Source organism: Bacillus sp. FSL K6-0073 (genome assembly GCF_038006085.1).
Classification (GTDB): Bacteria; Bacillota; Bacilli; order Bacillales; family Bacillaceae_G; genus Bacillus_A; species Bacillus_A cereus.
The window spans coordinates 166,873-181,682 of the sequence record NZ_JBBOUN010000002.1 but is presented as its reverse complement, the minus strand read 5'-3'; the positions used below and the strand labels follow the sequence as shown (position 1 = coordinate 181,682).

Sequence of the window (14,810 nt, the reverse complement as noted above, 5' to 3'; positions counted from 1 at the left end):
TACCTTATGTATTTAGGAATGAATTGGGCATATCTTCTTGAAAATAAAAAAAAGACGCCATAAAGCGCCTCCCATTTGGGTAAATAAGAAGTAAGGTTTCCAAGATAACTGAAAAAATAGAACAGGTGGTTAGAGTTTATCATATTTTTTTGCCGAATGAACATGCATTATTACATATCATCACAAATCCCTCTATTTTCCATTGGATAAAATTAAATCCTAATATTGTTAATAATTAAATAAATATTTCTACAAATTCAAAATATTTACAAATAATACAAAAGTGATACATTTAAGTTGCAAGTTATAAAAAAGTATTAAGGGGGCATTTTTATGTTTAAGAAATTAGTAGTTGGAGCATTAACAGCTGGTATCGCATTAACAGGGGGGATCGGGGCAGCTTCAGCAAGTACAGAAAATGGATCTAATACACCAAGTTCTGTAAAACAATTAGCAGAATGCTATAAAAAAGAAAACGGTAAGTATGTAAGAGAAGTGAGAAATTCCAAAAGAATTTTTGCTACTACTTTTACTCAACAAGCTTGTGGCGGGACAGTGTATTGGTATTTAAAAGAAATTAATGAAGATGGCGGGGGATATGTCGCTAAGTATGAGGGTTGGATTCAATAGTATGTTTATTTTAAAAGAAAGACACTCTTTTAGGTGTCTTTCTTTTAAATACTTCCATAAAAAAAGACACCCTAAGGTGCCATTTTCAATAGTTTTTTTATCAGAAGTAACTGCATCTGATAATGATTAATAGTATAAAGAGTACAACGAGTAAAGCAAATCCTCCAACAAAACTGTAGCCTTCGCTGCAACTATCACCATATCCCATAATAATAGCTCCTCTTTTAAATAAGAGGAGAAAACTAGGGTTTATTCCATGTATTTCAACGGGTTCACTTTACCTTATTTTTTAAGATTTAATTGAGCAGTTCTTTTTGAAAATAAAGAAAAGACGCCATTAGGCGCATTCCTTTTAGGTAGATTAGATTTTAGTTTTCCAATCTAAAGAAATTGTGTATCAGCTCTTTGAGAGTATATTAAAATACCTGATTGATTTATTATGCATTATTAATCTTCATTTAAATCCCTCTATTTTCCATTGGATAAAATTAAATCCCAATATTACCAAAAAGATAAACAAGTATTTATAAACATTCAAAATATTTACAAAAATACCAATTGTGATACATTTGAAGCGTAAGTTATAAAACTATTAAAGGGGGATTTATTATGTTCAAGAAATTAGTAGTAGGAACATTAGCAACTGGTATCGCATTAACCGGAGGGATTGGAGCAGCATCAGCAAGTACAGAAGGTGTAGATAATACTAAAAATTCAGCACCAATTATCCAACGTACCCAAATACTTAAAGATGATTTCAGTCTGATAAATGGTGAAAGAGAAGTGTCGTTCGAACATGTAAAAAAAGCGGATATGAGAGTTCATATGACTAACAATACTAAAGGCACGCTTGACTGGTTTTTAAAAGACTCAAAAGGCAATGTTATTGATAAGGGGTCGTTAGCAGCAGGAAAGGGTTTTACGAATACGTACAATACTCTTTCAAAAGGTAAATATAAGCTTAAAGTTACTCACAGAAATGGTGGTTCTGGATCATTCTATGCAGCTGCTCGTACTTTAGACTAATATACAAAGTACCATCTTAAGTGTATTGAAGAAGAACAATGAAGGAGCTTGAGAATTAGGGAGTTTTGTTATTATATCATCGTGCGCAAATGCAAAATCACAAATGGCCTATCTATGAATGAAGTGCACCTCAATTGTTAGACACATAATTAACAATTGGAGGTGTATTTTTTATAGCTAAATTTTCTTCAAAAGATAAAATACAAACAGTAAAACGATATCTAAAAGGTACGGAAGGCGGAAAAGCCATTGCTAATTCTATAGGGGCTCATCCTAGAGAACTTTATCAATGGATTAAACAGTTTGAATTTTCAGGGGAAAAGGCGTTTGAAAAACGCTATACAACTTACTCTCTCGAGTATAAACTAGATGTAATTCATTATATGAATGAAAATGGGACATCTCTGAGAGAAACAGCTGCTTTTTTTAATATTCCTTCTTGCGAAACACTTCGAAAATGGAAAGTAGCTTATGAAACAGAAGGATTAGATGCCCTAAAATCAAAGAAAAAGGGGCGTCTAACCATGGCCAAAGAAAAAGCTAAGCTACAACATTTAAAACAAAACGAAGTATCTCTTGAAGGTTCTATAGAAGCGCTACAAGCAGAGAATGAACGTCTGCGTATGGAAAATGACTATTTAAAAAAGTTGAATGCCTTAGTTCAAAAGAAGAAAAAATCACAGACCAAGACAAAGCGCAATTGATTTATGAATTAAGGCATAAATACAAGGTCGTTGACCTTGTGAAAGTCGCTAATATCGCTCGTATTACGTATTATTACTGGATGAAACAAGCGAAACGTCCAGATAAATATAAGAAAGTTAAAGAATTAATTAAAGAGATCTTTATTGAGAATTTTGGGAGGTATGGTTATCGTCGTATTACATTGGAATTACGTAATCGAGGCCATGCATTAAATCATAAAACCGTTCGACGTTTAATGAATATCCTGGGATTAAAATGTCTTGTTCGACTAAAAAAATATCGTTCATATAAAGGGACTGTCGGGAAATTCGCTCCTAATATTTTAAAACGTAATTTTCACGCATTAAAACCAAATGAAAAATGGGTAACAGATGTGACGGAGTTCCACTTACATGGTAAAAAACTATATCTATCACCTATTTTAGACTTATATAACGGAGACATTATAGCTTACAATATAGAACATAGACCTGCCTATTCCCTTGTTTCTAAAATGTTAAATAAGGCGTTTCAACGTTTGAATGATAAGGAAACTCCTATTTTACACTCGGATCAAGGTTGGCATTATCAAATGCGACAATATCATCAGTCGCTTAAAAAACATAACGTTATCCAAAGTATGTCCCGTAAGGGAATTTGCTTAGATAATGCAGTCATGGAAAATTTTTTTGGCTTATTAAAATCTGAATTACTTTATCTTAAAGAGTTTGAAAGTATGGAACAATTTAAGCAAGAACTAGAAACTTATATTCATTACTACAATCACAAAAGAATTAAAACAAAACTAAAAGGATTGTCCCCTGTGCAATACAGAGTTCAATCCTTAGTAGCTGCTTAATATATTTGTCTAATTTTTTAGGTTCAGTTCAAATAGGTGGGCTTTTTAATGTAGAAAAAAAGACACCCAAAGGTGCTTTCCTCTGACTTGATCCACTTTAATTTTAATAATATGTATTGGGCCCTATTTAAGTGTTATTTTACTGCATTAAGTAATGCCAGTTGTTAAAAAAAAAGGCACTCCTTCGAGTGCCTTTTTCCTATTCAACTTTTAAATTAATTTCTTTACCTGTCATACCGCCACTTGCTTTTAAGAAAAGACCTTCAGCATCTTTTGGTATATCAAATACAATTTTACCTGTCTGTGTTAGACCAGGATTCAATTGTTTTAAGAAGAAGTCAGTTTTCCCACCATTAGCTAAGTCAAAAGATGTTTGACCTTGTGTTGAATATGTGAATTCACGACCTTTGCTATCTACTAATTTAAAACTATTAGCATCAACAGTGATAGCGTCTTTTTGATTATTAGTAAGTGTAACTTCTAAAATTTTAAAGACACCTTGTGCTTGTTCTTTTGTATATTCATTACCCACAGAATCTACTGTTTCCATAGATCCTACAGCGATTTTTACATCAGAAGATACACCTTCTTTTGATACTGCTTTAGTGTCTGTTGAAGTTTTTTCAGTTGTGTCTCCACCACCAGCGACCATAGCAATTATTCCGATTACAAATAAAGCTATAATGCCTAGGCATCCAAATTTAAATATTTTTCCCACGTTTGTTCCTCCAATTATGTAAAATATAAGATTGCCAAGCTAATAATAACAAACTATATATAAAGATATTGTCATATTATGTCGAAAGGAAATAAAAAAGATAGTTTGGAATTTTCAGGCTAGCATTCCGTCTTATGACCTATTTTTCCTCGCATATTGGCAGTACTTCTTACTCATAAAAAAAGACACCCAAAGGTGCCTTCTTCCTACTTAAACCACTTTAATTTTTGGACTTTCATCCTTACCGAATGGAAAGTAGAGATGATTCAATTATGTACCGATCTGGAGCGTCTCCTATATAGTCAAAAGGATAACACGTTGTTAATGTTAATGTTGGCTCACTTTTTTCTACAATAACTGTTCGATCTTCTGAATCTGTTATCCAATGCTTGTTAATTTTATATGTATATGTTTTATTTTCATATTCCACAATAAGTTGGTCATTTTCCTTTAGTTGACCAAGCTCGGTAAAAACAGTATCTCTATGTCCACTTAAAACTGTATGACCATTTCCAGATGGTGTAGTAGTTAAGTCACTAACAAACATACCTACACCCTTTTTTAGTACTTTATCATCAGCTCCCCAATATACAGAGTATTTCTTTTGTATTTTAGGGATAATTAAATATGCTACTTTATCTCCTAACTGATGGTTTACCTTTGAAGCGGGAATTTGTACAGATTCTTCAGGTTGTAATGAAGTTTCCGTCTCTGTCTCTGTTTGATTGCTATTTTGCGTTTCATTTTCTTTAGAAGGTGTGGAGGTCTCATATTGTTTAGCCTCGTTAGTTGTCAACGATTCTGCTGATTGTCTAGCATTATACCATTCTAGAAAATAATAGGAAAAGATAGTAAGTCCAATAACAGTTAAACATAAGCCTATCCATTGTTTTTTATTCACTCTTATCACTCCATTTGAAAACGACAGGATTTCTCCTGCCGTTTTAAGGAACTATTTTATGCGTTTGTCTTTTTACGACGGAACATTAATACAGATCCAGCTAATGCTAATCCTAAGCTTGCTAACATCATTGTAACACCGTTTGATGCTGTATTAGGTAATTTTTCACCTTGTTTTTTCGTTTCATTTTTCACAACTGTATTAGTATTTTTCTTTGTTTCTTTTGCAGTTGTTTGGTTATTTTGTTTTGAATTCTCTTGCTTATTGTTTTCTTGTTTAGCAGGTTCTTGTTTAGTGTTTTCCTGCTTATTATTTTCTTGTTTAGTTTGTTCTTGAGGTTTGTTTTCATCCTTTTTAGTAGTTTGTTTGCTAGCTAAAAATTGATCGTAGTCTCCTTTTTTTACTTCACAAGGTAAACCGTCATTGTCACGATCTAAGTCATGAGGATCATTAGTTGCGCTGTATCCATTGCTGTGCCAAAATTCCATAACTTCTTGTTTGTTTTTAAAGTGACTGCAATTCTTGTCATTTGGATTTTTTTCTGCAAATGCAGCAGAACTGTACCCAACTGTTAATAGTGTTACTGCTGTTGCTGAAGCTAATAATTTTTTCATAATTTTCTCCATCTCCCTAAATGGTATGTATTAACATTGAAATATTTTACATTTTAAAAATGCAATAATAATTTGTAGATAAATGTAAGATTTCTAGATAATAATAACAAATTGTCAATTCGTATATTGTCATATTATGTCGAAGGAAAATAAAAAAAAGACAACCTAAGATACCTGCTCCTGACGTGAACCAGCTTAATATTAATAATATGTATTTGGACTATCATCCAAGTATTTTTTTAACATGTAAAGAGAAAAAGTGGCATTAATTCTAGAATGATAACACTAGCTGAATGAAATGAAATAAGCCAGTCGGCCTTCTTCAAACTGGTCAAAGATGGTATGAATTTATATGAAACAGCAAAAAGGGAAAAGGGTACGCAATGCATTTGGAATTAGCAAGAAAGAACGGGATTAAGAATGTTACTTTTTACTCAAGGGTAAAAGAGGGATGAAGCTGCTACGAAGCCATTCGTAGGACGTAAGGGAGTGTAGTAAATTATCTAGGATACGATATGAGTGAATAAGACAGGTTAATAGAAAAATGGATTCAGAGAAATATAGTTAAGTCTACTAATGAATGCGACTTATTTGAAGAGAGTTACGAGGAACTAAAACAGTTATTAAAAGTAGATGAAGATGTTATCTACTAGGAATAAAGCTTCAAGCAAAATTAAAGAATCAACTAAAAGCAAGAATCGGTTTATCTGTGGCTTTCGAAATTCCTTTATTAAGCTAAAAACTGCACTCATTCCTAAACAAATATATAACAAAATCATTATTGCCTCTGATGTATTGATAATCTAATTATATACTTAAAAATATGTACATATAAATTTTAAAAAGTCCTTATTTGAATAAAAAAATGGTCCTTACATTACATAAGAACCTCATAATCGAAGAAAAAAGTCGTATGTGAAACCATATGGGAATCACAATAATATTTTAACACCTAAATATATAGTTGTCTATACATAGTTGAATGAAATATTTAAACGAAGGAGCTCTAGATTTAGGGATCTAGAGCTGCTTGTGTTGGTATAACCCACACGGTTTATGAAAAGAAAAGAACTTAATGAAGATAACACATGAATGTTTCATAAATGTATCAAAAAAGTGAACAAAATAGTTATTTGGTAGAAAAGAGGTGAGTGTATGAAAGAAGGGCTTTATTACGAAGATACCCGTGATGGAGAGATTTTAAAATGCAGAACATTTACACGATCTTGTTATTTATTTCAAAGATCGAACGTTGATCTAATTGAACGGGGAAAAACAATTCATTATAAACGTGTAATAAGTAAAAAGAAGATTGCAGCATTTGAAGGCATTAATGGCAGAAACGAGAAGAAACCAAATAACAGGAAGGAGCGCGTTGACTTCTTAATTAGGAAAATAGGATTTGATGTTATTAGTAAATCACTATCTTCAATGACAGATAGGGAAGTTAAGTCTTTTTTCAAAGATGTGTATCCAACGTATAAGGATAGAGAAGGTTATCAAGTTCCTGAATACAAAACTCCGGAATGCCTTGTTTGTGATGGTGAAACGATAATGGATTGAGAGTGCGCTTGCGGACATGCGATTATCGATAGGAATGATCCAGCATTACAAGAGATAAAAGATAGTGAGGAATATAAAAGAATTCCGGAACGATGGGTTGTTGTATAAAATATAAATTCAAAAAGTTGAACAAAATTCTTATTGTATGAGAAAAATAAAAGAACCCATTTTTTACAAATGGATTCTTCCCTTAAGGTGTGCAAGAAATTCAAGTTAACTTGACCAGAGTAACCTGTGGATTTTCTTGTGATAATACTGTATGCAAGAGAATCAATAAGGTTAATGAACTTTAAACAAAATCCTTATTTAATAACAAATAAAAAAGAGTGCTAATCAAGAGCACTCTTTCTACCTAATTATAACGAAAGTGACGAACTCACATTATACAGAAAGGTAGTATTAAAGTATGTAAAAGTATGAAATTGGTGAATGGGTTCAAACAAAATCTTTATTTAAATGCAGAAGCCCTAGAGTTAGGGCTCTAGGGCTTCTGGTGTTGGTATATCTCACACGATTTTATAAAAAGAATAGAACGTACTGAAGATAACACATGAATGTTTCATAAATGTATCAAAATAGTTATTTGAGAGAAAAGGTAAATAGAAATAGAAGGTAGTTAGTGCATTATTTATAGAGAGTATGTTGATGAATGTATTTGTGATGAAGAAGAGGAAGAAAACTAAACAAAAATTTCATTAAGTTGGAACATAAAAAGAGCACTTAGTAAAGTGCTCTGGTAACGAGACCCGTTTTATAACGACTATTTTATAAAGAAAGGAACTCAGGATATTATATGTGCGCCAGTCAATTGAGTACCTTGTACAAATAAAGAGCAGCTAGCAAAAGCTAACTGCTCATATAAGGAATCGGTGAAAGATAACCATGTGCCTACATTATTGACAGAATATTGAGTTTTATTAAGGGGGGCTACATGTTTTCGAAAACATTCACGAAAATTCAGCTTCTACGTAAAATGGAATCAAAATGTATAATAAGGAAGTGTTTGTATGAGTAACAGGTATAATTTGTATAATTATTATCAAAATTTTTATTATAGATCCTCGTTAAGACAATCCCAAAAAGAAATTGCACTCGATATTATCAATGAGTTTAAATATCTTATAAATAACTATTTAGGTGAGTTATTTATAGCTAGTAGTAAAATAAAATTAATTGTTGCATATCCTTCGATAGAGAACATTGAGAAAATAGTAAAGAATGAGCTGCTTGCCTGCATTCAAAAAATACGAGATGGTATGGAAAAAGATATACGGCCAATAATTCCACTACAAGATCAATATTCTTATCTTCCTAATAATTTTGATAAAACTATTGATATTGCTAGACTTAAGGCAAAACAAACATTCTGGCAATGTTTTAATAGAGCTCCCAGTTATAAAATACTAAGTGAATACAAGAATTCAATAGATATTGATACTAAGTTTGAGGTACATATATCTCAACATTGAGAGAGGAATAACAATGGGATTAGGAAATCGTGGAATGGCATTTGAAATAATTATCAATCTAGCAAATGAAATGTATCAAAGAGGTGGAGTGGCGCTTATAAACAAGCGTCCGACTCCTGTGAAAGTGTTAAAAAGTAAAGGTGTCCGTGTGCTAAGTGTTACTATGAAGCTAAGAGTAAAGTAGACTATGATGGCGTGTATAAAGGACGAGCAATAGTGTTTGAAGCAAAGTCTACAGAGAAAGACACACGTTTTGATTTAAATAACATAGCGCAGCATTAATTAGATTACCTGGAGAAAGCGGAGAAGATGGAGCAATATGTTTCTTCCTTATTGAGTTTAGCAAGGATAAATCAGTATTCGTAGTATTACTATCAGTTATTCAGTTTTATGTAAGGATGTCTCATCAACCAAAAGGCAAGAAATCTATACCAAGAGCTGATTTTGATATTTATGGATACTTAGTAGAGCAGATAGAAAGAGCAATATATTGACGAAGCAGTAAAAGAGAAGATAGCCAACAAGAAACACAAATTATTCATTAATGAGATAGTAAAATTTCACGTACCTTATGTACATATAAAAAGATAAATTCAGAAATAAGAGGGATCCCTTTATGGAGGGACAATTAACTTTATCAAAATTTTTATATGAGTTGTTTTTACACGCTAAGGAATAGTAATAAAAAGATGAGACCCATAAAACCGTATAAAAACCAAAAGAATCCTAAGATGGGGAATGTTTTATGAAAATTAAGCATGGTAAACCTCCTTGGGTATATAAAGGATTATAATACATTGTTGGTCTATTTAGAATACTAACCATGAATTGGATGGAATTAACCATGGTTAAATCAATAGAAATTTCACATTAAACGTATTTAATGAGTCATCTAGGTATAAAGATAATCGATAATCATACAATGATATGGAAGGGTCTTTTCTAACGTGTTAGTTACCTCAAAGTATATGTATCTTTTGGCGCCTGGGCGAGGGTGCTTTTTTTTGCACATTCTAATAAGGACAAGCATATAATGTAATAGGACGAGTTCTTCGTGTCCTATTCAATGCTCAGAATAAACCCCAATTCACATTGAGAGCGCCAATAGCGAGGGTGCTCTCTTTATATTGAAAATAAAACATAAATATATATAATATGATTAATGGATTTTCATTTTAATCTGAGGGGTACAAATTCGATGCGACGTAAAAAGGATTTGTTGAAACAATGGAAGGTAGATTTGCAGGCTGTTCAAGAAGAAAAGAGGATGAAGAAAAAGACTAAGAATAAGAAATATAGCATCCCTGGTAATACAGCCGGATTCATGAATGGGAAGAATACTTATCGTAAAGAGAATGGGGTATGGAAGCAAAGAAATAAATGATGTTAGGGTAAATATTCTTGATTAAGTGTATAGGAATTATCGTGGGCGTTGCCATAATTGGGATGGTATCTTGTTTGTTGTTAAGGAAAGATAGGGCGTGAGATAGACTTGCAAATTGAAATATTATTAGTTTGAAACATGGACTAATAAACAAACTATTTCTACCTTTTAATCATAGAATATGATGAATTCTATTTTAGAGGAGGGAATCATATCTATGGGATGGGATAATAATTTTGGACATTCTCGAGATTGTAATAGATTTTGGGATGATTTAGTATTTTGCGGTTGCGGCCGTAGACGAAGAAGAAACGATTTTAACGACTGTCATTGTAGACGTGACTGCGATTGTGATGAGTGTCGTCGTAGACGTAATCATGACCACGATCGTGAGCATGATCATGGTGACCATCGAGATTGGTAAAGTCTTTTGAAAGAGTGCATATTTTAATAGCACTCTTTTTTATTATTTTTTTTAATTACTACTTATTAACTAGAAGGATGCAGTTTCAATTTTATTTAACATTTTACAAAACAAACGAACACAAAGAACGAAAATAAATTTCAACTGTCTAAAAGTTGATGCTTTTAGATGATGTGGGGAAATGCTGTGAAAAATTATTAAAATCTTACCTTATATTTATCTAAGAGTTAGTCTGAAATAGAGTATATAAAACAATGATAAATTTTAAATAGTATTAGGGGATGACTGATGAAATTAGTGTGATATGTACGAGCTAGTATAAGAGAGCAAGATTTACAATTGCAATTTAACACGGTAGAAACTTATGGTTCTACAAAAATATTCACTGGAAAGTAGAATGGAGCGAAAAATCTTAAGGAAATATAAAGTTGTTGAAATTTTTATGTGAATTCATTAATATGTAATTGTATTTATTGTTTATTTGATTCTGTTTATTCTCACACTTTATGAGTTGTGGTTGAGATGTAGAAGCAAGCTGCGTCTTGTTTTAATTCTGAAAGGGCTTCTTTGAGCCGATTAGTGTATATATAGCTTATTTTGCTATATACATTTTTAATCGACTTGAAGAAGTCCTTTTTGTGTTGTTTCCAAGTCTGTTTGATTGGAGAACCCATTATCACATTGAGCAAAAATTTTTATTTAGGGGTATTTAATTATGATAATCGGTTATGAAGTATCGTTATTTTATTCTGTACATCCAGATGATCCTATTCAAAGTTTACGTGCATAACAAGCACTTAATCCAATAAAAGAGGATGTATTCTCTTTAACAGGTGTCAGTGTATCGTAATGAATAATTTACAGAACTATATGGAAGTATGCAGACAGAGGGAATGACAGAAATTTGTAGTGAAGAATTACTATGAATTTCTGTCTTTTATTTTATCAGGAGTAACAAAGGCACGCATGGAACGTAAGATTGACAAAGAATTCAAGAGAGCTACACAAATGTTGGCTTATTATGAAAAACAGGCGGAAAATTTGATGGAATATCTTATGAAGCGCAAGTGTCTATGTACTTTGATACAGCAATTAAGTTAGATAAGAATAGAAGCAAAAAGTATTAGTCTACAAATCACGAGATGTTTGCTAGAGCATTTGAAGCATACGTAGAATCGGATTTGCAAGATCAAGAACATAGAAATGATTATTTAGTTTGTAATGCGTATCCTTTTGTATATCCATTAGATAATTATACGTAATATCCTAATGTAATTATAAAAAGTTTAATCGAAGTAATAGTCCCATATATAATAAACAGTATATAAGGAGTGGGGAAAAATGAATTATAACATTCAAAAAGGACAGTTTCGTTTAACAAGTGCTTATCCGAGAGGTAGCTGGTGGGAGTTTTACCGTATACCTTGTCCAGTTTGTTATGATACAGGTAATTGTATGCTGCACGTTTCGCAAGATAAGGTAGCATGTACACGTGTAGAAAGTAAATGGATTTATGGAAAAAACACGGGCAATCCAAGCTACATTCACTACATAAAAGGAAAAGATAAATATCAATTGCCTGAGGTGGATGAAATTCAGATTCATGATAAGAAAAGTAATGAGGAATTAAATGTGTTTAATCGTAAATTAATGGAGTTCATACCATTACAAGAGCATCATCATGCACATTTATTAAAAGATAGAAAAATGAGCGAAGAACAAATACAAATACGTCAATATCGTTCTTTCTTAAAACAACAAATTGTGTTAGAGGAGGATAATACGTATACGACTGTTTGGGAGCAGCTATTTAAACAGATGGGGAATAAAAATTGCTGGCAGGGAATCCCGGGTTTCTATGAGATGAAGAAAGGTCAACGTTCTCTTCGTTTGATGTCAGGATCTCCTGGTATATTGATTCCTTTTCGGAATCAGTACAATCAAATTGTTGGATGGCAGGTTCGTGTGGATGAAGTGAAAAACTCCGTTCATGTGAAATCTGCACCTACTGGAGTTCAAGCAGAATTAATCGAACAGCCTAATGTTGTGAAGGTAATTAAAAATGGTGATTGTATCTTTGAAGGCGAACTAGAAGTGAGCAAAAAGGTAGAGATTCCATTTCAAGAGGGACAAATTGTTGTAAAGATTCATAAAGGGCAAAAATATCTGTGGGTCTCATCAGCAAACAAAAATCAAGGAACTGGTGCAGGCGGTAGTGAAAATCCACTTCCTGTACATGTAGCTGTACCAAGTTCTCATTTGAAACATTGGAATTCTGGTACCTTACATCAAACCAACTCAGTAATGATTACAGAGGGAGCTATGAAAGCAGATCTGGTTGCTGATTTGCTTCCAGAGAGATTTAATAAAGAGGAGCTTTCTGAAATAGGAACAACGGTTCTTGCGATTCCTGGTGTAAATGCTTGGCGAATTACTATGCCTGTATTAAAGGATATGGGTGTAGAAAATGTCTATTTAGCGTTTGATGCCGATTTAGTAGAGAATCAAAAAGTAAGAAAAGCTCTTATAGACTTTGCGACAAAGTTAAAGACAGAGGGCTATAACGTAATCATAGCTGCATGGAATCCAACGCAAGGTAAGGGGTTGGATGATACAATGCAAGCGGGATTTAAACCTGTATTTCAGAGATTGTGAAGGTCATAAAGTAGGTTGATATTTTCATAAATAGGTAGATTGAAAAAGATAGAGTTTGTAATTCTATCTTTTTCTTATATCTAATTACTACAGAGGATAAAAATTCACTAAAAGAAAGGTAGAAGAGAATATGAATACATCTATGAAAAAAAATCTAGTAAATTTACGAGTTGATTTTGCTTTCAAGCGCTTGTTTGGAGTAGAAGGAAACGAGGGTATACTCATTGCTTTTCTTAATGCGGTATTACAATCCTCTTTAGATGAGGAAATTATTTCTTTGCATTTAGATGATCCACATCTTCCAAGGGAACAAAAGGATGATAAATTGTCTATTTTAGATTTGCGAGCTACTCTGAATAATGGTATAAAATTAAATATAGAGATACAGGTTCGCGACAAAAAAGACATGATTGAGCGATCTTTGTTCTACTGGGCTGGCATGTATTATTCTCAAATGACTCAGGGGATGAAGTATACAGAATTAAGACCAACTATTTGTATTAATATAGTGGATTTCATTCTGTTTCCAGGAGAAGAGGACTTTCATAATGTCGGTGTAGTCATGAACAAAAAATCGGAGCACATAATTTCAGAGAATATGCAATTGCACTTTCTTGAGATTCCAAAAGTAATTCGAGAATGGCAAGAAGATCGAATGGATCCATGGGAGGATATATTAGCACGTTGGCTATTATTATTTCCTGCATATGAAGATGAGAAATTAACTACAATCCTGGAGGGAATCGCGATGGAAAAAGATCCAGTTTTGAAAAAGGCAATAGAGGATTGGGAGCGTTTAAGTAGTGATAAAGACTTTTTACGCTTATATGAGGCGAGAGAGAAGGCAATAAAAGATAGAATATCAGAAATAGAGACAGCAGAAGAAAAAGCTGCAAAAGAAGCTAGAATAGAAATGATTCATAATTTAATTAAAGTAGGTGTACCTATAGAGAAGATAGCGGAAGCCACTGAATTAAGTGTCGAAAAGGTTAATGAAATTTTAAGAAACAAAGAGTAGATAGAAGTAGTGAAAAACAGGTACTTGTGAAAAACGCACAATTACCTGTTTTTTGTTTCTAATGAATAGTTTGATAAACACAAGGCTTAGACACTCCTTAATAGGTAGTATACTCTTATTAAGGAGCATAATAAGTTGTTGGAGAGATTAAAATGAATAAGAAAAAAGAAGCGAATACCCTTAGAGATAAAATTCCAAAATGGATAAAATAGAATCATGTTGCTCACTGAAAGAAGATATGAATGCTTTAGGTCTTAAGGACGGTAATATTTTTTTAATTCTTATAGTATGGTACGATCCTAACAAAGAGGGTATAAATAAAGGTGTAAACAAGGACTTGTTTTTATAAAAACGTATTGCTATAATATAAAAGTAATAAGATTTTACAATGAAAATATAAAATTAATCAGTTCGCATATAAGAGAAGACCTCAATATGCGCCATGTCCTTAGGGGACGTGTGCGTGTATTGAGGTCTTTTTGCGTTTTGCGAGCAAAAACACCTGGAGGTGCAGGAATTATGTTGAATTGGTTGTCTGCAAAACTTATGACAACATCAGTAGGAGATTTCTTACTGGCAAAAAGTAGCTTTACGAAGGGGCTTGGTGGTAGTGGCAGTGGTGCCAATGCTGAAACCGTCCAAAAAAGCATGAACACTTTGGTGAAAACCTTAATTGGTTTTGGGGGAATATGGGTGGCAGCTTGCGTTGTATTTGCAGCTATTAAACTATCTGGTGCACAAGGGAAGAATCCTGAAAACCGTACACAAGCTATGATTGGTTTAGCCTGCGCAGCAATTGGAGGCTTTGTCATGATCAAAGCTTACGATATCGCTGCTTGGGTTACGACAATCTAACATAAGAGTT

At 32.8% G+C, this 14,810-nt stretch carries 16 protein-coding genes and 1 pseudogene; 13 read left to right on the top strand and 4 right to left on the bottom strand.

All coding sequences use genetic code 11. From position 1 onward, the window contains the following. The first annotated feature begins 333 nt into the window (after nt 1–333). A complete protein-coding gene (locus MHB52_RS28940) occupies nt 334–630 on the top strand; it encodes a hypothetical protein (protein WP_061663056.1) in 297 nt (98 codons plus the stop codon). 100 nt (nt 631–730) lie between these two features. On the opposite strand, the gene MHB52_RS28935 is transcribed toward MHB52_RS28940, so the two are convergent. Next, nucleotides 731–838, bottom strand: a complete 108-nt coding sequence (locus MHB52_RS28935) for a YjcZ family sporulation protein (protein ID WP_074625687.1) — start codon at nt 836–838, stop codon at nt 731–733. A 401-nt stretch (nt 839–1,239) separates the two neighbouring features. Here MHB52_RS28935 and MHB52_RS28930 point away from each other — a divergent pair, with 401 nt between their 5' ends. Together MHB52_RS28930 and MHB52_RS28925 are read left to right on the top strand one after the other, a co-directional pair. After that, the gene (locus MHB52_RS28930) at nt 1,240–1,656 is read left to right on the top strand and encodes a hypothetical protein (RefSeq protein WP_061663057.1); all 417 of its coding nucleotides are present in this window, start codon (nt 1,240–1,242) and stop codon (nt 1,654–1,656) included. A gap of 173 nt (nt 1,657–1,829) precedes the next feature. Next, a protein-coding gene (locus MHB52_RS28925) for an IS3 family transposase (protein WP_137026725.1) occupies nt 1,830–3,199 on the top strand; the annotation gives its coding sequence in 2 pieces (ribosomal slippage) (nt 1,830–2,295 and nt 2,295–3,199; 1,371 coding nt in all). Nucleotides 3,200–3,398: 199 nt separating this feature from the next. On the opposite strand, the gene MHB52_RS28920 is transcribed toward MHB52_RS28925, so the two are convergent. From MHB52_RS28920 to MHB52_RS28910, 3 genes are all read right to left on the bottom strand, one after another. Further along, on the bottom strand, nt 3,399–3,917 hold the full coding sequence (locus MHB52_RS28920) for a DUF4352 domain-containing protein (protein ID WP_061663059.1): 519 nt from the start codon (nt 3,915–3,917) through the stop codon (nt 3,399–3,401). A gap of 241 nt (nt 3,918–4,158) precedes the next feature. Beyond that, nucleotides 4,159–4,818: a class D sortase gene (locus MHB52_RS28915; protein WP_340768300.1), complete on the bottom strand. Its 660-nt coding sequence runs from the start codon at nt 4,816–4,818 to the stop codon at nt 4,159–4,161. 56 nt (nt 4,819–4,874) lie between these two features. Continuing rightward, nucleotides 4,875–5,432: an excalibur calcium-binding domain-containing protein gene (locus MHB52_RS28910; protein WP_074625681.1), complete on the bottom strand. Its 558-nt coding sequence runs from the start codon at nt 5,430–5,432 to the stop codon at nt 4,875–4,877. A 536-nt stretch (nt 5,433–5,968) separates the two neighbouring features. Between MHB52_RS28910 and MHB52_RS28905 the strand changes: the two genes are divergently transcribed. The 10 genes and pseudogenes from MHB52_RS28905 (at nt 5,969) to MHB52_RS28855 (ending at nt 14,800) form a co-directional block, all read left to right on the top strand. Beyond that, on the top strand, nt 5,969–6,085 hold the full coding sequence (locus tag MHB52_RS28905; protein WP_338326416.1) for a Fur-regulated basic protein FbpA: 117 nt from the start codon (nt 5,969–5,971) through the stop codon (nt 6,083–6,085). Nucleotides 6,086–6,587: 502 nt separating this feature from the next. Then, on the top strand, nt 6,588–6,995 hold the full coding sequence (locus MHB52_RS28900; protein WP_080451601.1) for a hypothetical protein: 408 nt from the start codon (nt 6,588–6,590) through the stop codon (nt 6,993–6,995). Between the two features lie 1,007 nt (nt 6,996–8,002). Beyond that, nucleotides 8,003–8,464, top strand: a complete 462-nt coding sequence (locus MHB52_RS28895) for a hypothetical protein (RefSeq protein ID WP_061662889.1) — start codon at nt 8,003–8,005, stop codon at nt 8,462–8,464. 13 nt (nt 8,465–8,477) lie between these two features. Next, nucleotides 8,478–8,949 (top strand): annotated as a pseudogene (locus MHB52_RS28890) (Holliday junction resolvase RecU); the annotation flags it as partial. A 713-nt stretch (nt 8,950–9,662) separates the two neighbouring features. Continuing rightward, the gene (locus MHB52_RS28885; protein ID WP_001253140.1) at nt 9,663–9,848 is read left to right on the top strand and encodes a hypothetical protein; all 186 of its coding nucleotides are present in this window, start codon (nt 9,663–9,665) and stop codon (nt 9,846–9,848) included. A gap of 217 nt (nt 9,849–10,065) precedes the next feature. Further along, a complete protein-coding gene (locus tag MHB52_RS28880; protein WP_074625675.1) occupies nt 10,066–10,272 on the top strand; it encodes a hypothetical protein in 207 nt (68 codons plus the stop codon). A 1,142-nt stretch (nt 10,273–11,414) separates the two neighbouring features. Next, nucleotides 11,415–11,534: an LPD1 domain-containing protein gene (locus MHB52_RS36890; RefSeq protein ID WP_234483404.1), complete on the top strand. Its 120-nt coding sequence runs from the start codon at nt 11,415–11,417 to the stop codon at nt 11,532–11,534. A gap of 79 nt (nt 11,535–11,613) precedes the next feature. Next, nucleotides 11,614–12,927: a DUF3854 domain-containing protein gene (locus MHB52_RS28870; RefSeq protein ID WP_061662888.1), complete on the top strand. Its 1,314-nt coding sequence runs from the start codon at nt 11,614–11,616 to the stop codon at nt 12,925–12,927. Between the two features lie 130 nt (nt 12,928–13,057). After that, a complete protein-coding gene (locus MHB52_RS28865) occupies nt 13,058–13,945 on the top strand; it encodes an Rpn family recombination-promoting nuclease/putative transposase (protein ID WP_061662887.1) in 888 nt (295 codons plus the stop codon). A 435-nt stretch (nt 13,946–14,380) separates the two neighbouring features. Then, the gene (locus MHB52_RS28855; RefSeq protein ID WP_016083212.1) at nt 14,381–14,800 is read left to right on the top strand and encodes a hypothetical protein; all 420 of its coding nucleotides are present in this window, start codon (nt 14,381–14,383) and stop codon (nt 14,798–14,800) included. Nucleotides 14,801–14,810: the final 10 nt, after the last annotated feature.